This is a genomic window from Mesorhizobium sp. B2-2-3 (genome assembly GCF_006442405.1).
GTDB lineage: Bacteria > Pseudomonadota > Alphaproteobacteria > Rhizobiales > Rhizobiaceae > Mesorhizobium.
The window spans coordinates 40,613-58,328 of the sequence record NZ_VFWC01000003.1 but is presented as its reverse complement, the minus strand read 5'-3'; the positions used below and the strand labels follow the sequence as shown (position 1 = coordinate 58,328).

The following is a 17,716-nucleotide window of genomic DNA, read 5'->3' as shown; positions in this document are numbered from 1 at the left end:
TCGACCTCCGTCTCGCCGGTTAATCTATAAAAGTTGTAGACTTTGTCGATTGCTATTTTTCGGCCATGCGCAGAATTTTTTTCTAACAGCGCCGTGAGAACTGGCGCTGAGTTGCTGCAGAGCGGCATCGACGTGATCGACGGACATGGCAGCATCGGTTTCACTTCCGGCGCTCGACGGCACTTCACTTGCCGATCCATTCGTGCATTGGCCGCCCCGCGCGGGCAGGATAGCATCGCGGCAGAGCGACAATGCGAGATCGTCCAAAGGACATTTGGGAGGAGCAAGGAAATGGGAGCAAGACTGGCCGGCAAGGTCGCCATCGTTTCGGGCGGCGCGACGGGAATGGGCGGGGCGGCCTCGGAACTGTTCGCGGCGGAAGGCGCAAAGGTGGCGATCATCGACCGCAATGGCGAAGCGGCGGCAGCCACCGCCGCGGCGATCCGGGCGCGCGGCCAAATCGCGGAGCATTTTGTCGCCGACGTTTCCGACGAGGCGCAGGTCGAGGCGGCCGTGAAGGGCGCGGCCGAGAAGTTCGGCGCGGTTACCGTCCTGTTCAATCATGCCGGCACCATCGTGATAAAGCCGTTCCTGGAGACCAGCGTGCAGGAATGGGACTGGCTGCATGCCGTCAACGTGCGCTCGATGTTCCTGATGACCCGCGCCGTGCTGCCCGGCATGATCGCGGCCGGCGGCGGCTCGATCGTCTGCACCTCGTCGATCTCGGCGGTGGCGGCGACGCCGAACGAAGTGCTCTATGACACCACCAAGGGCGCCTGTCACATGTTCGCGCGCGCCATCGCCGTGGAATTCCGCGACCGCAACATCCGCTGCAACGCCGTCTGCCCCGGCTTCATCCGCACACCGCATGGGCTGCGCGAGGTCGCCGATCTGGGCAAGCTCGGCGTCGATGTCTCCGACGCGGCGCTGGCTGCGCAGCAAGGGCGGATCGGCGAACCGGAAGAGGTGGCAAAGGCGGCGCTGTACCTCGCCAGCGACGAATCGAGCTTCGTCAACGGGGCCCATCTGTTCGTGGATAACGGCTTCACGGCGATGTGAGACGTCCCAAGGACAGCTTGGCGCCCTTCCTCTACCCCCTCCGGGGGGAGAGGAAAAGACACCGAGCCCTACTCGTCTATCGTTCTTCCCGGCGAAACGGTTTCAGCAGCGCCGACGGCGCCACCGCATTGCGCGACATCACCGCCATGGCGACGATGGTGAAGATGAAGGGCAGCATCAGGAACGCCTCGTAGGGGATATGCCCGAGGCCGCTCGCCTGCATGCGCAACTGCAAGGCATCGACAAAGGCGAACAGCAATGCGGCCCCCGCCGAGCGCCACGGGTCCCAGCGGCCGAACACGACCAGGGCGATCGCCACCCAGCCGCGCCCGGAGACGACGCCGAAGGTGAAGGCGTTGAACTGCGCCATCGACAGGAAGGCGCCGGCCAGCCCCATCAGCGCCCCGCCGAGAATGACCGCCTGGAAGCGGGTGACAATGACGCTGACGCCGGCGGAGTCGGCGGCGCGCGGGTTTTCGCCGACCATGCGCACCGACAGCCCCCATGGCGTGCGGTAGAGCACGAAGGCGGCGATAGGGATGGCCAGGATCGCCGTGTAGACCAGCGCGAACTGGTTGAACACCGCCGGCCCAAGCACGGGAATCTCGGAGAGGACCGGGATCGGCAGCGTCTGAAAACCCTTGATGCTCGGCGGCACCGATTGCTGGCCGAAGATCAGCCGGTAGAGGAAATAGGCCAGACCCGACGCAAGCAGCGTCACGCCGATGCCGCAGACATGCTGGCTTAAGCCCAGCGCCACCGTGAACAGCGCATGCAGCGCCCCCATCAGCATGCCGGTCAGCACCGCCGCCAGGACGCCCAGCCACAGGTTGCCGCTGAGGCTGGCGGCGGTGAAGCCGGCCATTGCCGACAACAGCATGATGCCTTCGATGCCGAGATTGAGCACGCCGGCGCGCTCGGAGAACATTTCGCCAAGCGTGGCGAAAGCCAAGGGCGTGGCGATGCGGATGATGGCGGCCAAGAAGCCGACCTGGAAGATCTGTTCGAACACCGCGCTCATTGGGCGGCTCCGACGCGGCGGATGCGATAGGCGGTGAACAGCAGCGCCACCAGCATGGCAAGCAGTGCCGTGCCCTGGATGACATCGCTGAGGAAGGCCGGCACGCCGGTCGCGCGCGACATCGCCTCGGCGCCGGTCATCACGGCAGCCAGGAAGATTGCCGCCGGCACCACGCCGAGCGGGTTGAGCCGCGCCAGCATTGCAACGACGATGCCGGAATAACCGTAGCCCGGCGAGATGTCGCTCATCACCTGAAAATGCACGCCGCCAACCTCGCCGACGCCGGCGAGCCCGGCTAGCGCACCGGACAGCAACGCCGTCGAGAGCAGCACCCGCTGGACATTGATGCCGCCATATCTGGCCGCTTCCGGATTTTCGCCGGTGACCCGGATCCGGAAGCCGAGCGTGGTGCGCACGATCAGGAACCAGATCAGCGGTGCCGCGATAAGCGCCACGATGACGCCGAGATGCAGCCGCGTGCCCTCGATCAGCACCGGAAAATTGGCCGAATCCTCAATCGGAGGCGAGATCGGATAGCCACTGAAACTATCCTTCCATGGCCCTTCGATCAGCGCCATCAGCGCGTAATAGATGACCGAATTGAGCAGCAGCGAACTGACGACGTCGTCGACCTTGAATTTCACCCGCAGCGTTGCCGGCACGAGCGCGACGGCTGCACCGGCCGCGGCGCCTGCCACTGCCATCAAAAGCATGGCGAGCGGTCCCGGCATCGGGATCGCGCCGACGAAGCAGCTCGCCACCGCGCCGGCAAGCAGTTGCCCTTCGGCGCCGATGTTCCAGAATTTGGCGCGGAAGGCGACAGCCACCGCCAGCCCGGTGAAGATCATGGGCGCGGCGCGCACCAGCGTTTCGGTGATCGCATAGCTGTCGCCGAGCGACGCCGTGAACATAACGCCGTAGGATTCGAGCACGCCGGCGCCGGCCAGCGCGATCAGGCCGCTGCACAGCACCAGCGCGGCACCGATCGCCAGCAACGGCAGAGCCAGGTTGAACCAGGCGGGCGTCGAGCTGCGGACTTCGAGGCGAAACATCAGCTATGGCCCTCCGCTCCGGTCATCAGCAGCCCCAGCCGTGCGATCGTCGCATCGGCGCTGGGAAGCGTGCCGGCGATGCGGCCCTCATACATCACCGCGATGCGGTCGCAGAGCACGAGCAACTCTTCCAGATCCTCGCCGATGACGATGATGCCGCAGCCCTTGGCGCGCATGTCGAGGAATTTTTCATGGATGAAGCGCGCGGCTCCGATGTCGAGGCCGCGCGTCGGCTGCGAAACGACAAGCACCTTCGGATCGAAGGCGAGCTCGCGCGCCAAAAGCGCCTTCTGCAGATTGCCGCCGGACAGGGCGCCGGCGCGCGTCATCGGCCCGGGGCATCTGATATCATAGGCCTTGATCTGCGCCTCGGCGAAGGCGCGGATCGCATCCGGCTTGAGCAGGCCCTTGCTGCTGAAAGCGGCGGTGCCAATGCGCGGCAGCACCATGGAATCGGCGAGCGGCAAGTTGGTGACCAGTCCCGTCGTCATGCGATCTTCCGGGATGCGGCCAAGGCCCAGCGCCTGCACCTCGCGCGGCGAGAAGCGAGACACTTTCTGCCCCGCAATCGTCATCAGACCGGCATCCGGGGCTCGCACACCCGAGATCACCTCCGCCAGTGCCCGCTGGCCATTGCCGGAGACACCGGCAATGCCGAGGATCTCGCCGGCGCGCACGGAAAGCGACACATCGCGCAGCGCCGTGCCCGAATGGCTCGAGGTGGAAATGCCGTCGAGAGTGAGCACCGCTGCCCCCGGTGTCGACGGCCCCTTGGCCGGCGGCACGATCTCGTGGCCGCACATCAGTCGCGCCATTTCCGCCGACGTGGTGTTGGCCGGATCGTCGACGCGGCCGGCGACGCGGCCATGCCGCAGCACCGTGCAGCGATGGGTGAGCGCGCGCACCTCGTTGAGCTTGTGCGAGATGAAGATGATGCCCAGACCCTGCGCCGCCATCGACCGCAAGGCCGAAAACAGACCGTCGACTTCGCTCGGCGCCAGCACCGCGGTCGGCTCGTCGAGAATCAGCAGTTTTGCGCCGCGAAACAGCGCCTTGACGATCTCGAGACGTTGCTGCTCTCCGACAGACAGCGCCGAGACCGGCAGGCTGGGATCGAGTGTCAGCCCGTGCTGGCGGCTGATTTCGGCCAACCGCGCCAGTCCGCCGGACCGGTCGATCCGCCCGGACTTGCCTGGTATGCCGATAAGCAGGTTTTCCAGCACCGTAAGCCGTGGCGCCAGGTGAAAATGCTGGTGCACCATGCCGATGCCCGCGGCCAGTGCATCGGCCGAACTGGTGATCCGCACCTTCCGGCCCTGGATGAGGATCTCGCCGGCGTCGGGCGCATAGGCGCCGAACAGCACGTTCATCAGCGTCGTCTTGCCGGCACCGTTCTCGCCCAGCAAGCCGAGGATCTCGCCGGGCGCCACGCTGAGGTCGACGGCTTCGTTCGCCTTGACGGCGCCGAAACTCTTGGTGATGCCGTGCATTTCGATGAGCGGGGCGGGCAAGGGCGCTCCTGCGGAGATGGCTCTACTTCACCCTCCCCCTTGTGGGGAGGGTCGGTTTGCGATCGCAGCGAAGCGAAGATCGTAAGACGGGGGGTGCGGCGCCGAAGACCCCACCCCGCTCCGCTTCGCGGATCGACCCTCCCCACTAGGGGGAGGGTAAGGAACTCAATCCGAAACCGGTGTGTTCTCGTCCACGTCGACGCGGAAATTGCCTTCAAGGATTTCGGCCTTCTTCTTCTCGACCATGTCCTTGACCTCGGCCGGCAGCGTCTTGTCAAACTTATGGTAGGGCGCCAGGTGAGAACCGCCCTTGGCCATGCGCGAGAAATCGCCATAGTCCTGCGCCGTGAAGACGCCGGCCTTGACCAGTTTTATGGCTTGTTCGACGGTGGGATACATATCCCAGACCGGGCCGGTAATGACGGTGTCGGGGCCAAGGCTCGACTGGTCGGACATATTGGAGATGGCGTAGATCTTTTTCTCCACCGCCGCTTCGATGACACCGAAGCGCTCGGCATAGATGACGTCGACGCCGGCGTCGATCTGAGCCACGGCCGCCTCCTTGGCCTTGGGAGGATCAAAGAAGGAACCGATGAAGGCGACCTTCTTCTTGATGTTCGGATTGACCTCCTTGGCGCCGGCGAAGAAGGCGTTGACCAGCCGGTTCACTTCCGGAATGCCCATCGCCGCGACGGCGCCGACCGTGCCCGACTTCGACATCTTGCCGGCGATCATGCCGGAGAGATAGGCGGGCTCGTGGATCCAATTGTCGAAGACGCCGAAATTGGGCTCCGCCGGCCCGGCGCCGGAGCCGAACAGAAAAGCAGTCTTCGGGAACTGCTTGGCGGTACGGCGCGATTCACGCTCGGCGGCGAAGGCATCGCCCAGCACCAGTTCATAGCCGCCCTGTGCATATTCGCGCATGACGCGGCTGAAGTCGGCGGTCTGCACCTTCTCCGACCATTTATACTCGATGCCGAGTTCCTTCTCGGCCTTCTGCAAAGCGACATGGATCTGATTGTCCCACGGCTCCTCGATGGGCGTGGCGAAGATCGCCGCTACTTTCAGCTTCTTGTCCTTGGCGAAGGCGGCGCCCGGCAGCATCGCCGCGGCCAGGCCAAGCGCGCCCAGCTCAAGCACGTCGCGCCGCGAAAGGCCTTCGCGCGTTGAATGAGATTTGTTCTTCCGGTTTTCCATTGCAGTCCCCTCTGTTCGACAGCCGTGTCGAGCCGGCCGTTCTAAAAATCAGACGAGGAACTATGGAACGGGTCCGGACTTTTGTCCACATGGTCAAATTTGGCAGATCGATCATATCCACTCTCCTGGACTAGCCGGGAGAGCGGTTGTTCAGACCCGTTCGAGCGCGATAGCGATGCCTTGGCCGACGCCGATGCACATGGTCGCCAGCGCATAGCGGCCGCCGCGTTCGCGCAGCTCCAGCGCCGCCGTGCCGGAGATGCGCGCGCCCGACATGCCCAAGGGGTGGCCGAGCGCTATGGCGCCGCCATTCGGGTTGACGTGCGGCGCATCCACCGCGATGCCGAGCTGGCGCAGCACTGCGATGCCTTGCGAGGCGAAGGCTTCGTTGAGCTCGATGACATCGAACTGTTTTGGCGTCAGGCCAAGCCGCGCGCACAGTTTTTGCGTCGCCGGCGCCGGGCCGATGCCCATGATGCGCGGCGCGACGCCGACGGCGGCCCCGCCGAGGATGCGGGCGATCGGCGTCAGGCCGTATTTCCTGGCCGCCGCTTCCGAAGCGACGATCAGCGCCGCCGCCCCGTCATTGACGCCCGAGGCATTGCCGGCGGTCACCGTGCCGCCTTGCCGGAACGGCGTCGGCAGCTTGGCCAAGGCCTCTATCGTGGTGCCAGCGCGGGGGTGCTCGTCCTTCGAGACGACAACCGGATCGCTCTTGCGCTGCGGAATGGTCACCGCGGTTATTTCCTTGGCCAGCCGGCCATTGGACTGCGCGGCGACGGCCTTGTCCTGGCTGCGCACCGCGAAAGCGTCCTGGTCCGCGCGGGAAACCGAAAAATCCTCGGCGATATTTTCGCCCGTCTCCGGCATGGAATCGACGCCATACTGACTCTTCATCAGCGGGTTGACGAAGCGCCAGCCGATCGTGGTGTCGTAGATCTCGGCATTGCGTGAAAACGCCGTCTCGGCCTTGGGCATGACGAAGGGCGCCCGGCTCATCGATTCGACGCCGCCCGCGATCATCAGCTCGGCCTCGCCGGCCTTGATTGCACGGGCGGCGATGGTCAGCGCATCCATGCCCGAGCCGCACAGGCGGTTGACGGTCGAGCCGGGGATTTCCTTCGGCAGGCCGGCCAGCAGCAGCGCCATGCGCGCCACGTTGCGGTTGTCCTCGCCGGCCTGGTTGGCGCAGCCGTAGACAACGTCGTCGACCGCCTGCCAGTCGACGCCGGCATTGCGCTCGATCAGTGCCTTCAGCGGAATGGCGCCGAGGTCGTCGGCGCGTACCGAGGACAGCGAGCCGCCAAAGCGGCCGATCGGCGTGCGGATATAGTCGCAGATATAGGCTTCGGCCATGTCAGTCAGCTCTCCCGTTTCCCTCATGCGCCGCCTTGGTGCGACGCGTGCAGGTCGCGCAATGTCGTAGCTCGGTTCGCTTGGCGCCGGCATTTCGTCAAGCGCCTGCGCGAACTTAACCACCCAGCCACAGCTCTCCTGCCCCTGCTGGCGAATCACGCTTGGATGCAGCGCCACGATCAGCGGGTTGGCCGCGAGCTCAATGCTTCATCCGATCCCTCATCGCATACCACAGCATTCCCAGCACATAGAGCGGCCCGCGCAGCGCCGTGCCTCCGGGGAAGGGCATCGGGGTCAGCGTCGAGAACAGGTCCAGCCGCGAGGCGTCGCCGGTGATGGCTTCGGCGAGCAGCTTGCCCGACAGCGTCGACAGGATGACGCCCTTGCCGGAATAGCCGTGCGCGTAATAGACCTCGCCATAGTGCCCGACATGCGGCAGTCGCGACGTCGTCACCGACACCAGCCCACCCCAGGCATGGTCGATCCGGCAGCCCTTGAGCTGCGGGAAGGTGCCTTCCATGTGCGGCCGCACGAAACCGGCAATATCGGCCGGCGGCGACGGCGTGTAGCGCTCGCCGCCGCCGAACAGCAGGCGACCGTCGGCCGACATGCGGTAATAGTTGACGACGAAGCGCGTGTCGGACACCGCGACATTGGCAGGAATGACGTTGCGGGAGCCCTCCAGCGGCTCGGTGGCGACGATGTAGTTGCCGACCGGCATGATGCGGCTGTTGACGCGCGGCTCCAGCCCATTGAGCAGCGCGTCGCCAGCCAGCACGACATGCTTTGCGCGCACCGATCCTTTTGACGTCGAGACCCGGATCGAAGGCTCGCGCTCAAGCCGCACGGCCACCGAATTCTCGTGGATGACGACGCCGGCCGCGCTTGCAGCGCGGGCAAGCCCGAGCGTGTAATTCAAGGGATGCATGTGGCCGCCGAGCGGCTCGTACATCGCGCCGTGATAGGGCGTGTCGACCTTGGCCCGGGCCTGCGCCGCCGACAGGATCTCGACGTCGCGGAATTTCATCACGCTCTCTAGGCATTTCGCCTCTTCCTCCAAATCCCTGAGATCGGAGCCGTTGACCGCGCCGACCAGATGGCCGGTCAGCCTGAGATCACAGTCGATCGTATGGCGCTCGATAATGTCGAGCACCAGGCTGCGCGCCTCGAAGGCGAGATCGAACAGCGCCTTTGCCCGTTCAGGCCCATAAAGCTTGACCAGGCCCTTGGCGCCCTTGCGCAGGCCGGGGATCATTTGGCCGCCATTGCGGCCCGAAGCGCCCCAGCCAATCTTGCCGCCTTCCAGCAGCACCACCTTCAAGCCGCGTTCGGCGGCGTGAAGAGCGGCCGACAGACCGGTGCAGCCGCCGCCGACGACCACCAGGTCGGCCTCGACATCGCCGATAAGTGCCGGATGGTCCGGCGCCGGATTGGCGGTGGCGACATAGTAGGACTTGCCGATGTCGAGACCGGAATTGAAACCCGTTGAAGATGCCATGATCACACCTTCAAGAGCAGGTGGTCGCGTTCCCAGCTCGTCACCACGCTCTGGAACAGGTCGAGCTCGACGCTTTTCACGCGCAGATAGGTCTGGAAGAAGTCCTCGCCGAGCAGTTTGCGCACCGGTTCACAGGCCTCGAAACGATCCAGCGCCTCCTCCATCGTTTTCGGCAGCGTGCTCTTGATCTTGTAGGCATTTCCGGATGCTTCCGCCGAGCGCGCCAGCTTCTGTTCGACGCCCAGATAGCCGGCCAGAAGCGAGCCGGCGATCGCCAGATACGGATTGCAATCGGCACCCGGCAGCCGGTTCTCCACCCGCCGCGCGGCGCGCCCGCCGGCCGGCACGCGCAGGCCGCAGGAACGGTTGTCATGCGACCATTCGATGTTGGCCGGCGCGCTGTGGTTTGGTCTAACGCGTCGGAACGAATTCACGTTGGGCGCGAACAGCGGCATGATTTCGGGAATGTATTTTTGCAGGCCGCCGATGAAATAACCGAACATCGCGGTATCGGCATCATCGCTGCCGGCAAACAACGTGTTGCCGGCCTCGTCGATGACTGACATGTGCAGATGCATCGAGCTGCCGGCCTGTGCGGCGATCGGCTTGGCCATGAAGGTCGCATACATGCCGTCTTGCTGGGCGGCTTGGCGCGTCAGCCGTTTGAACAGCAGCACCTTGTCGGCCAGCGGCAGCGCGTCGCCATGCAGGAAGTTGATCTCCAACTGCCCCGGTCCCGATTCATGAATCAGCGTATCGAGCGGCAGTCCGGCCGCCTCCGCATAGTCATAGACGCGCCGGACCACCGGTTCATATTCCTCGAGCGCCGCCATGTCATAGGGATGCTGCACGGCCTCGGCGCGGCCATTGCCGCCGGTCGGCGCGGTCAGCGGCTTGTCGGGATCGGGATTGGGCGCGGTCAGGTAGAATTCGAGCTCCGGCGCCACTACCGCCCGCCAGCCGCGCTGCCGGTAGAGATCGAGCACGGCGCGCAGAACATGGCGCGGCGAGGCCATCCATGGCCGGCCGTCCATGTGGAAGGCGTCGGCGAAGACGTAGGCCTTGCCAGCGCCGGCGCCCGGCGCCAGGCAAAGCGTCGAGACATCGGGCACCATGCGCATGTCGGGGTCCGAATACGCAAAACCCTCGTCGATGGAACCGGAATAGCGCCCGTCTATGCTGACCAGGAAGGCGCTGCTCGGCAGATAAAGCGCGCGGTCTTCCAGCGCCGCGAGGAATTTTGCCGTCGGCAGCGCCTTGCCGCGCAGCACGCCGTTCATGTCGGGCACCAGGCATTCGACCTCGTTGATGCCGTGCTGCGCCAACCATGCCTTGGGATCGCTGAAGGGCGCGGTATTCGTGTTCTTCTCAAGCATTTCGTTCAAGTCCGTATCAGAGAGAGTATGGCTTGCGCGGCCACGTTCTGGGTGTCAGCGCCATCTGGCTGCATTTCCCTTGAGGCGGGCGCGCATGGCGTCGTCGGCCAGCAGGCCGGGAATGGCTCTCTCCAATCCTCCTTCGGTCCAGCCGTCCCGGCCAATATGATCGCCGGTGCCGGTCTCTTCGGCGCGAGGTGCATTGTCGTGGCCGTCCCGGCAATAGGGCATGATCAGCGACGCCACACAGAAGCGCAGCGCCTCGCAAAAGCCGGTGTTGCCGCCGTGGTGGATGGACAAATCCAACTTCGCCACCGCCGAGGACTGCGGAAACCAGGCGCCGAGATAGACATTGTCGGGCACCGCTCGGTAAGCGTCGCGCAGGCCGCCGACATTGACGATGAAGCGCGCCGGCAGCTTGTCGGCAAAGACGCCGGAAAGGCCGGCATGGAAGATGAAGGCGGGGCCCCGCACGGCCCGCGCGATACCGACGCAATTCAGCGCCGCGCCGAAGCCTGCTTCGGGGAACAGCGCGATGGTCGGGCTGGCTTTACGCGTCAATTATTTCCTCTTCATTCCGGCCGGCTGATCATGCCGAACGGCGCGGGAGCGCCGCGGCCGGCCGCTTGCGGTCGCAGTTTGCGAGAGCCGCAGATGGACGCGAAGCAGATCGGCAGTAACCTAATACTGCCGGCTTTCGAGCTGGTCGAGTGCTTTCAGACGTTCGCGCAGCGATTGCCGCAGCCGAAAGACATTGGCGGCCACCGGTATAGATGCCGACAGCCGCCGCAGCTTAAGGTGATCGGACAACGCATCGGCCACGAAGCGATTGGCCGCAAACACGTGTGAGGCCGGCTGCCCCGTTGTCGCTGGCGATGCTACGGCGTCGGTTGCATGGCAGCGGCCGTCTCGTCGATCTTGCCGGCAAGGACGCCTTGGGCCCAAGCGGTGACCTCGGCGTCGACGGGCTTGTTGGCCATATCGGTCAACGCCGCGTCGAGTGCGGCCGGGTCGGTGCCGACCGCCGCCGCGTCGACCACTTCCTGCTGGGCGTCGATCTGGTCCTGCAGAGCCGATATCTGTCCAGGCAGGGCCGCCTGCTCCTCGGGGGTCATGGCGGCGATCTGGTCCGGCGTCAGCGACGTCAGCGCGTCCAGCTGTGAATTCAGGACGTCCAGCTGGGTTTGTGCGACCTTGGCTTTTGCCGACTGCGTCACGAAAGCCTGAAGCGCAGCGAATTTCCTGCTCTTGGAATTCATATAGGCGTTGACGTTGCGCTGCAGCGAGTTCAACCGGCCGAGCTTGGCGTGGAGGTTCTTTTCCTTGGGCAGGGACGAAACCTTTGTCTTCGTATCGACCGTGGTCGTTGCGTCCCTTGTCGCCTTGGCTACCTGCCCGCGGGCCGACGAGGACTTACCGTGCGCAGCGCCGCTGTTGCCGTGGGCGCCACCATTGCCATTGCCATTGCCGCCGCTGTGACCACCACCATTGCTATGCCCGTTGCCGCCGGCTCCGGCCAGTGCCGGAGACGCCAGAAGCGCCAGCGCGGCTAGCGCCGCCAACACAGTTTTCCGGTTTGTCATGTTAGTCTCCTGGGGAAACGCCGCCCTGCGCCCGCTGCTATCGTAAGTTCGTATGAGAAGCCGCTAATTATGCGCAGTAAACTTTAGACAAAGACTGTCTCAATAAGAGAGCTGGGCAACCTGTCGGCACAGTAACTGGTTGACATTCAAAGGAAATCTATGTCTTTGAACGGCTGCGGTACTGAAGTCCCATGCCGGTCGGACCATGGTCCGAACTGCCGGTCAGAGTTGATTTCGGCGCTGCCGGCCGGCGACGCGGCTCTGGCCCAGAACGCGCAGGCGACGGCGCTTTTCACCAATCGGCCGAAGGCCCAGACGGCTGATTCAGCCGATGCTTTCGCCACCGTCGATCACCAACGCCTGGCCGGTCATGAAGGATGACCGATCGGACACGAGGAAGAGGATCGCCTCGGCGATCTCCTCGGCGCTGGCCCAGCGGCCCATCGGGATCTTGGTGCGGACATAGGCTTCGATTGCCTCGCGTCCGCCCATCTGGGCGATGAACGGTCCATTGAACGGCGTGTCGACCCAGCCGGGGCAGAGCGCGTTGACGCGCACATTGTGGCGGGCATAGTCGAGCGACATCTGCCTGGTCATCGCCACCACGGCATGTTTCGAGGTCGCATAGGCGATCATCTCGCGGTCGTAGAACACGCCCGAATTGGAGGCCGTGTTCAGGATGACGCCGCCGCCCTGTGCGACCATCGATGGCATGACGATCCTTGCCGCCAGGAACTGCGCCCGCACATTGACCCGCCAGGAAGCGTCCATGCCGCCGGTCTCGACCTCGGTCAGCGTGCCGCCGACCTGGATGCCGGCGTGATTGTGCAGGATGTCGATGCGCCCATGCCGGTCGAGCGTACCGGCAAGGAGCTGCTCGACCGCATTGTCGTCCGAGACGTCGGTGGCGACCGCCTCCGCCCGGCCGCCCGCGGCGCGTATATCTGAAGCCGTCGCCTCGCCGCTGGTCCGATCCCTGTCCGCGATGACGACTACCGCGCCTTCCCTGGCCATGATCATGGCGCCGGCGCGCCCGATGCCGGAACCGGCGCCTGTCACCACGGCGATGCGGTCTTCGAGGATCATGATGCGACCTTTAGTTTGACGGCTTGCGCTGGCGCAGCTGCCATTGGGCAAGCACCACGAGCAGGACGGACGCGACGAGCACGATCGTCGCGATGGCATTGATCTCCGGCGTCACCCCGCGCCGGATCGATGCGAAGACATAGATCGGCAGCGTCGTCTGCGCGCCGGCGACGAAGAAGGCGACGATGAAATCGTCGAAGGAGAAGGTGAAGGCGAGCAGGAAGCCGGCGACCACCGCCGGCAAGATCTGCGGCAGGACGATGGAACGGAACGTCGTCAGCGGCGTGGCGTAGAGATCGCTGGATGCCTCGACCAAGTTGCGATCAAGGCTGCCCAGCCGCGTGCCGACGATCATCGTCACCAGCGCCATCGAAAACAGGCCGTGCGCGGCGATGATCGAACCATAGCCGAGCGACAGGCGCGGCGGCTGATCGTCCGGCCAGATCGAGGCGAGGAACGGATTGACGACGGCGAACAGCTGGACGAGTGCGACCAGTGTCGAAATGCCGATGACGACGCCGGGAACGACGATTGCGGCTCCAAGCAAGGCGTCGAAGACGGCGCGGGTCCGCACCCCGACGCGTGCCAGGCCGAGCGCGGCCGCGGTGCCGAACACCGCCGCCAGCAAGGCGCTGGTGGTGGCGATGAACAGGCTGTTCTTCAGCGCCTCGACCAGGAATGGGTTCGCCAGCGCCTTGCCGTACCATTGCACCGAAAAACCGGTGAACTCGCTGGCATGATGGCCGGCGTTGAAGGAGAACAGCACGACCAGTGCGATCGGCAGATAGAGGAAGGCGAAGACGGCAATGACGAAGGCGCGCATCAGATCAGATCCACCCGGCGGGCGCCCGAGACGCGGGTCGAGATGCGGTTGGCGGCAATCAGCACCACGACCGAGACCAGCACCAGCGTGATCGCGATGGCCGATCCGAACGGCCAGTTGCGCGACTGCAGGAACAGGTCGACCAGCGCATTGCCGATGAAGAACACCTTGCCCCCGCCAAGCAGCGTCGGAATCAGGTACTCGCCAAGCAGCAGGATCATCACCAGCGAGAAGCCGGTCATCACGCCGGGCAGGGACAGTTTCAGGGTCACGCCCAGAAAAGTGGAGAGCGGCGTCGCGCCGAGATCGGCGGAGGCCTCCAGCAGGCGACGGTCGAGCCGCTCGAGGCTGACATAGATCGGCAGGATCATCAGCGGCAGATAGCCGTAGACGATGCCGAGCAGGACGGCGCCCGGCGTGTTGATGAGCCTGACATCCTCGATGCCGACAAAGGCGAGCAGCGCCGGGATGCCGCGTCCGCCCAAAATGTACATCCAGGCATAGGTACGCATCAAAAGGCTGGTCCAGAACGGTATCACGACCAGCGCGAGCAGGATCAACCGCCAGCGCTGCGGCGCCCGCAGGGCGAGGTAATAGGCGACGGGATAGGCGACGAGCAGACAGGCGAGCGCGCCCACCGGAGCCAGCACCATCGTGTTCCAGAACGCGGTCGCCCGCGCCGGAAGATTGGCATATTGCGCCAGCGTGAAGGCCGCCTGATAGCCGCCCTCCGGCGCCCGCTCGCCGACGCTGAAGACGGCGATGGCCATGAACGGCAGCACCAGGAACACGACGAGCCAGGCGGCCGCCGGCCCGAGCAGCATGGCCGTCAGCAGATTTTTGCGAATGCCGCGCATCGAAGGATTGCCCCGGTGCCGGCGGGTCTGGGCCCGCCGGTCAAGTTGTCTCGAATGGGATTTGTTGCCCGCCTAGCTCAAGCCGACTTGAAGCGCGCCATCAGCTCGGCGCGGCCCGGATCGGTCAGCGTTGCAGCAGCGCCGAATTCCAGCGGCGTCAACAGATCGGCCGCCGGATAGAGGATCGGATTGTCCAGCACCTCCTTCGGCAGCAGCTTGTTGACGCGGGCGTCGGTGGAAGGCGCGCCGTTGGCGAGGTGCTCCTTGACCGCGACCTGCGGGTTCATCAGATAGTTGAGCAGGGCGTAGCCGGCCGGCTTGTTCGGCGCGTCCTTCGGGATGGCGTAGAAGTCGGTCCAGATCTCGCCGCCTTCCTTGCCCAGCACATAGGCGATCTCCGGAATGTCGCGATGAAGCTGCGCACCGTCATTGGTCCAGCACATCGTCATCCAGGCATCGCCCGCGCGCATGCCCGGCTGGTAGTCGGAAGACACCGCGAACAGATGCGGCTTGACCTTGAGCAGCAATTCCTCGGCCTTGGCGAGTTCGTCCTGCTTCAGCGAGTTGAAGGAGTAGCCGTAATATTTCAGCGCATTGCCGATGGTGGTCAGCTGATAGTCGTGCACCATAGTGCGGCCGTCGCCCTCGGTCATGGCGGTGTCCCAGAATTCCTTCCAGCTCGTCATCGGCTTGGTCAGCTTCTTGGTGTTGACGGCAAATCCTGTCGTGCCCCAATTCTTCGGCACGGCGTAGATCGTGCCGTCGATCGTGCCTTCCGAGGTGAAGCGCGGGTCTTCCTGCGTGCCGTCGAAATTCGGCAGCTTGGCCATGTCCAACGGCTCGATGATGCCGAGCTTCTTGTAGGTCGAGATGGTGTAATTGGTCGGCACGAACAGGCTCCAGCCCGACGCCCCGGCCTGCAATTTGGCCAGCATCTCCTCATTCGAGCCGAACACGTTGACCTCGACGGCCACGCCTGTGTCCTTCTTGAAATTCTCGAAGGTCTGCGGGTCGTGATAGTTGGGCCAGGTGGCAATCGACATGCGGTCGCCGAGGTTCTCGGCGGCAAAGGCCGGCGTCGGCATGATGCCGATCTCGCGCGCCATCACCGCCGTCGCGATGCCGAGGCCGGTGAGGCCAAGGAAGTCGCGGCGGCCGATCGAGCCGCGCTTGAGGCGCATCAGCTGGTCGACGAAATTCTCGGGGCTTATCGGCAGTCCGTCACGATATGATTTCGACATGTTTTTCTACCCTCTGGTTGGTCCCGTTGTTCTTTGGATCCGCGAACGCCAACGGCGTTCCGGCGGCAAAGCCGATGGCGACGGGTTCACCCGGCTTGAAGAGATTGCCCTGGCCGATCATGTGGTCGGCCTTGGCCAGCAGCGTTCCGATGCCCTGGACCTCGACTGCGTATTCCGCCGTGGAGCCCAGAAAGATCCGGTTGCGGACGATGCCCTTGAGCGGGCCGCTAGTCGGGCCACCGAGACTGAGCGATTCAGGACGCAGGCTGACCGAAACGGTTTCGCCCTGCCGCAAATCCACCCGCTTGCGCGCCGCGATGACGGTGCCATCGGCCAGCTTCACATCCACCAGATCGCCCGAATGCCCTGCGACGGCGCCGCTCAAGAGATTGGTCTTGCCGACGAAATCGGCGACGAACAGGTCGGCCGGTTCGTCATAAATCTCGCTCGGCTGCCCAAGCTGAACGATGCGGCCGCCATTCATGACGCAGACGAAATCGCTCATCGACAGCGCTTCCTCCTGGTCGTGGGTGACCAGCACGAAGGTGATGCCGATCTCGCGTTGCAGGTTCTGCAATTCGATCTGCATGTCGGTGCGCAGCTTCTTGTCGAGCGCCGCCAGCGGCTCGTCGAGCAGCAGCACCGCCGGTTTGTTGACCAGCGCGCGGGCGAGAGCGACACGCTGCTGCTGGCCGCCGGACAGTTCGTGGACCTTGCGGCCGCCATAACCGGCGAGCCGCACCATTTCCAGCGCTTTGCCTGCCCGCAGGCCGATCTCGCGCGACGACAGCCGCGGTCGTGCCTGGCGCAACCCGTAGGCGACATTGTCGTTCACGTCCAAATGCGGGAACAGTGCATATTGCTGGAACACCATGTTGACAGGCCGCCTGTAGGGCGGCGTGTCGGCCATGTCCTGGCCGCGGATGAGCACCTTGCCCTCGCTCGGCTGTTCGAAGCCGCCGATCATGCGCAGGCAGGTCGTCTTGCCGCAGCCGGATGGTCCGAGCAGGGCGACGAAGGCGGAGGGCGGCACGGCCAGATCGATGCCGCTGACCGCGGTCACCGCGCCATAGCGCTTGGTGACGCCGCGAAACTCGATGTCGGGCACTGCGGTCAAGGCTGCGGGCTCCAGCGACAGGACGATGCGATTTCGGGACGCTACCAGAGCCAATGGCAGCTAGTATATACCTCGCAGGTGGTATATCTGACCTATTTTCTTGTTTAAGGGGGTATTGGATGTCCCGCAGCGACGACTACAGCCAGCTCGCCGCGCTGGTCGCGGCGACGCGGGAGACGAGCGGCGACGTCTTCGGCAGGGCGATGGTCGCTTGGCTGCGGCAGCACGTCGACTTCGATCATTGCGTGATCTTCGGCTACCGCGGCGCTGCCCGTCCGCCGCTGCTGTTCGAGACCTTCTCGTCGGCCGAGAGCCATGTCTTCGTCGCGCTCTATCAGGAAGGCCCATACCTGCTCGACCCGTTCCATCACGCGGCGGTCGAACGCAAGGAAGGGTTCTGGCGCATGCGCGAGCTGGCGCCCGACCGCTTCTACGCCAGCGAATATTTTCGCTCCTACTACAGCCAGACCAGGCTGGCCGAGGAGGTCGGCTTCTTCGTTCCGCTGCCGGGCAAGGATGCGCTGGTGCTGTCGCTGATGCGGTTGCGCGCTTCAGGTCCGTTCGGGACCGCCGACGCCAGACTGCTGCGCGACATGGCGCCGGCGGTGGTCGCCTTCGCCCGATTGCGCTGGCCCGCCCTTCCCGCCGACGAGCCGGCCGAGGCCGGGCAAGACGATGCATTGGCGGCGGTCAACGAGTTCGATCGCGCCCATATCTGGAAGAGTCTGTCCCTGACGCCGCGCGAAAAGCATGTCGTCGACCTGGTGCTGCAAGGGCATTCCACAGAATCGATCGCCCGGGCCATGCGCATCGTGCCGGGGACGGTGAAGGTCCATCGCCGCAACATCTATCGCAAGCTCAAGATCAAGTCGCAGGCCGGCCTTTTTGCCCGCTTTGTCGAAATCATCGACGCGCGGATAAGATAGTCCGACCCACTTC

16 protein-coding genes and 1 pseudogene are annotated in these 17,716 nt (G+C 64.7%); 3 read left to right on the top strand and 14 right to left on the bottom strand.

From position 1 onward, the window contains the following. Positions 1-291: 291 nt before the first annotated feature. A complete protein-coding gene (locus tag FJ951_RS06165) occupies positions 292-1,059 on the top strand; it encodes an SDR family oxidoreductase (protein WP_140492551.1) in 768 nt (255 codons plus the stop codon). A gap of 76 nt (positions 1,060-1,135) precedes the next feature. On the opposite strand, the gene FJ951_RS06160 is transcribed toward FJ951_RS06165, so the two are convergent. The 8 genes and pseudogenes from FJ951_RS06160 to FJ951_RS06125 all read right to left on the bottom strand — a co-directional run. Next, positions 1,136-2,080, bottom strand: a complete 945-nt coding sequence (locus FJ951_RS06160) for an ABC transporter permease (protein ID WP_140513980.1) — start codon at positions 2,078-2,080, stop codon at positions 1,136-1,138. Further along, entirely contained in the window at positions 2,077-3,132 is a 1,056-nt protein-coding gene (locus FJ951_RS06155; protein ID WP_140513979.1) for an ABC transporter permease, read from the bottom strand. Before FJ951_RS06155 ends, FJ951_RS06160 begins: the two co-directional genes overlap by 4 nt. After that, positions 3,132-4,643 (bottom strand): ABC transporter ATP-binding protein, encoded by a 1,512-nt coding sequence (locus FJ951_RS06150; protein ID WP_140513978.1) that lies wholly within the window; start codon positions 4,641-4,643, stop codon positions 3,132-3,134. The genes FJ951_RS06155 and FJ951_RS06150 overlap by 1 nt, the downstream gene beginning before the upstream one ends. 165 nt (positions 4,644-4,808) lie before the next feature. Next, positions 4,809-5,840 carry a BMP family protein gene (locus tag FJ951_RS06145; protein WP_140513977.1) on the bottom strand — a complete coding sequence of 344 codons (1,032 nt, stop codon included), beginning with the start codon at positions 5,838-5,840 and terminating at the stop codon, positions 4,809-4,811. A gap of 150 nt (positions 5,841-5,990) precedes the next feature. Beyond that, positions 5,991-7,196, bottom strand: a complete 1,206-nt coding sequence (gene pcaF / locus FJ951_RS06140) for a 3-oxoadipyl-CoA thiolase (RefSeq protein WP_140513976.1) — start codon at positions 7,194-7,196, stop codon at positions 5,991-5,993. A 199-nt stretch (positions 7,197-7,395) separates the two neighbouring features. Beyond that, positions 7,396-8,694, bottom strand: coding sequence for an FAD-binding oxidoreductase (locus tag FJ951_RS06135; RefSeq protein ID WP_181172203.1), 1,299 nt, complete (start codon positions 8,692-8,694; stop codon positions 7,396-7,398). 2 nt (positions 8,695-8,696) lie between these two features. Continuing rightward, positions 8,697-10,070, bottom strand: coding sequence for a glutamine synthetase family protein (locus tag FJ951_RS06130; protein WP_140514411.1), 1,374 nt, complete (start codon positions 10,068-10,070; stop codon positions 8,697-8,699). Positions 10,071-10,124: 54 nt separating this feature from the next. Continuing rightward, positions 10,125-10,502: pseudogene (locus tag FJ951_RS06125) on the bottom strand (nucleotide disphospho-sugar-binding domain-containing protein); the annotation flags it as partial. Positions 10,503-10,724: 222 nt separating this feature from the next. Between FJ951_RS06125 and FJ951_RS28375 the strand changes: the two are divergent. Then, positions 10,725-10,919: a hypothetical protein gene (locus tag FJ951_RS28375; protein ID WP_181167274.1), complete on the top strand. Its 195-nt coding sequence runs from the start codon at positions 10,725-10,727 to the stop codon at positions 10,917-10,919. A gap of 29 nt (positions 10,920-10,948) precedes the next feature. On the opposite strand, the gene FJ951_RS06115 is transcribed toward FJ951_RS28375, so the two are convergent. The 6 genes from FJ951_RS06115 to FJ951_RS06090 form a co-directional block, all read right to left on the bottom strand. Continuing rightward, the gene (locus FJ951_RS06115) at positions 10,949-11,653 is read right to left on the bottom strand and encodes a hypothetical protein (RefSeq protein WP_140513975.1); all 705 of its coding nucleotides are present in this window, start codon (positions 11,651-11,653) and stop codon (positions 10,949-10,951) included. A 324-nt stretch (positions 11,654-11,977) separates the two neighbouring features. Next, on the bottom strand, positions 11,978-12,739 hold the full coding sequence (locus FJ951_RS06110) for a glucose 1-dehydrogenase (protein WP_140492572.1): 762 nt from the start codon (positions 12,737-12,739) through the stop codon (positions 11,978-11,980). A gap of 10 nt (positions 12,740-12,749) precedes the next feature. Further along, positions 12,750-13,562, bottom strand: a complete 813-nt coding sequence (locus tag FJ951_RS06105; RefSeq protein WP_140513974.1) for an ABC transporter permease — start codon at positions 13,560-13,562, stop codon at positions 12,750-12,752. Next, on the bottom strand, positions 13,562-14,419 hold the full coding sequence (locus FJ951_RS06100) for an ABC transporter permease (RefSeq protein ID WP_140492578.1): 858 nt from the start codon (positions 14,417-14,419) through the stop codon (positions 13,562-13,564). Before FJ951_RS06100 ends, FJ951_RS06105 begins: the two co-directional genes overlap by 1 nt. A gap of 77 nt (positions 14,420-14,496) precedes the next feature. Further along, complete coding sequence (locus tag FJ951_RS06095; RefSeq protein WP_140492580.1) at positions 14,497-15,660, bottom strand: spermidine/putrescine ABC transporter substrate-binding protein; 1,164 nt, start codon at positions 15,658-15,660, stop codon at positions 14,497-14,499. Beyond that, complete coding sequence (locus FJ951_RS06090) at positions 15,641-16,777, bottom strand: ABC transporter ATP-binding protein (RefSeq protein ID WP_140513973.1); 1,137 nt, start codon at positions 16,775-16,777, stop codon at positions 15,641-15,643. Before FJ951_RS06090 ends, FJ951_RS06095 begins: the two co-directional genes overlap by 20 nt. Positions 16,778-16,896: 119 nt before the next feature. On the opposite strand from FJ951_RS06090, the gene FJ951_RS06085 reads away from it, so the two are divergent. Next, positions 16,897-17,703: a LuxR C-terminal-related transcriptional regulator gene (locus FJ951_RS06085; protein WP_140513972.1), complete on the top strand. Its 807-nt coding sequence runs from the start codon at positions 16,897-16,899 to the stop codon at positions 17,701-17,703. Positions 17,704-17,716: the final 13 nt, after the last annotated feature.

Excerpts from the sequence above, each read along its gene's own strand:
- FJ951_RS06155 (WP_140513979.1), bottom strand. The coding sequence starts at position 3,132 with ATGTTTCGCCTCGAAGTCCGCAGCTCGACGCCCGCCTGGTTCAACCTG.
- FJ951_RS06100 (WP_140492578.1), bottom strand. The coding sequence starts at position 14,419 with ATGCGCGGCATTCGCAAAAATCTGCTGACGGCCATGCTGCTCGGGCCG.
- FJ951_RS06145 (WP_140513977.1), bottom strand. The coding sequence starts at position 5,840 with ATGGAAAACCGGAAGAACAAATCTCATTCAACGCGCGAAGGCCTTTCG.
- FJ951_RS06115 (WP_140513975.1), bottom strand. The coding sequence starts at position 11,653 with ATGACAAACCGGAAAACTGTGTTGGCGGCGCTAGCCGCGCTGGCGCTT.
- FJ951_RS06105 (WP_140513974.1), bottom strand. The coding sequence starts at position 13,562 with ATGCGCGCCTTCGTCATTGCCGTCTTCGCCTTCCTCTATCTGCCGATC.
- FJ951_RS06130 (WP_140514411.1), bottom strand. The coding sequence starts at position 10,070 with ATGCTTGAGAAGAACACGAATACCGCGCCCTTCAGCGATCCCAAGGCA.
- FJ951_RS06165 (WP_140492551.1), top strand. The coding sequence starts at position 292 with ATGGGAGCAAGACTGGCCGGCAAGGTCGCCATCGTTTCGGGCGGCGCG.
- FJ951_RS06085 (WP_140513972.1), top strand. The coding sequence starts at position 16,897 with ATGTCCCGCAGCGACGACTACAGCCAGCTCGCCGCGCTGGTCGCGGCG.
- FJ951_RS28375 (WP_181167274.1), top strand. The coding sequence starts at position 10,725 with ATGGACGCGAAGCAGATCGGCAGTAACCTAATACTGCCGGCTTTCGAG.
- FJ951_RS06095 (WP_140492580.1), bottom strand. The coding sequence starts at position 15,660 with ATGTCGAAATCATATCGTGACGGACTGCCGATAAGCCCCGAGAATTTC.
- FJ951_RS06135 (WP_181172203.1), bottom strand. The coding sequence starts at position 8,694 with ATGGCATCTTCAACGGGTTTCAATTCCGGTCTCGACATCGGCAAGTCC.
- pcaF (WP_140513976.1), bottom strand. The coding sequence starts at position 7,196 with ATGGCCGAAGCCTATATCTGCGACTATATCCGCACGCCGATCGGCCGC.
- FJ951_RS06160 (WP_140513980.1), bottom strand. The coding sequence starts at position 2,080 with ATGAGCGCGGTGTTCGAACAGATCTTCCAGGTCGGCTTCTTGGCCGCC.
- FJ951_RS06110 (WP_140492572.1), bottom strand. The coding sequence starts at position 12,739 with ATGATCCTCGAAGACCGCATCGCCGTGGTGACAGGCGCCGGTTCCGGC.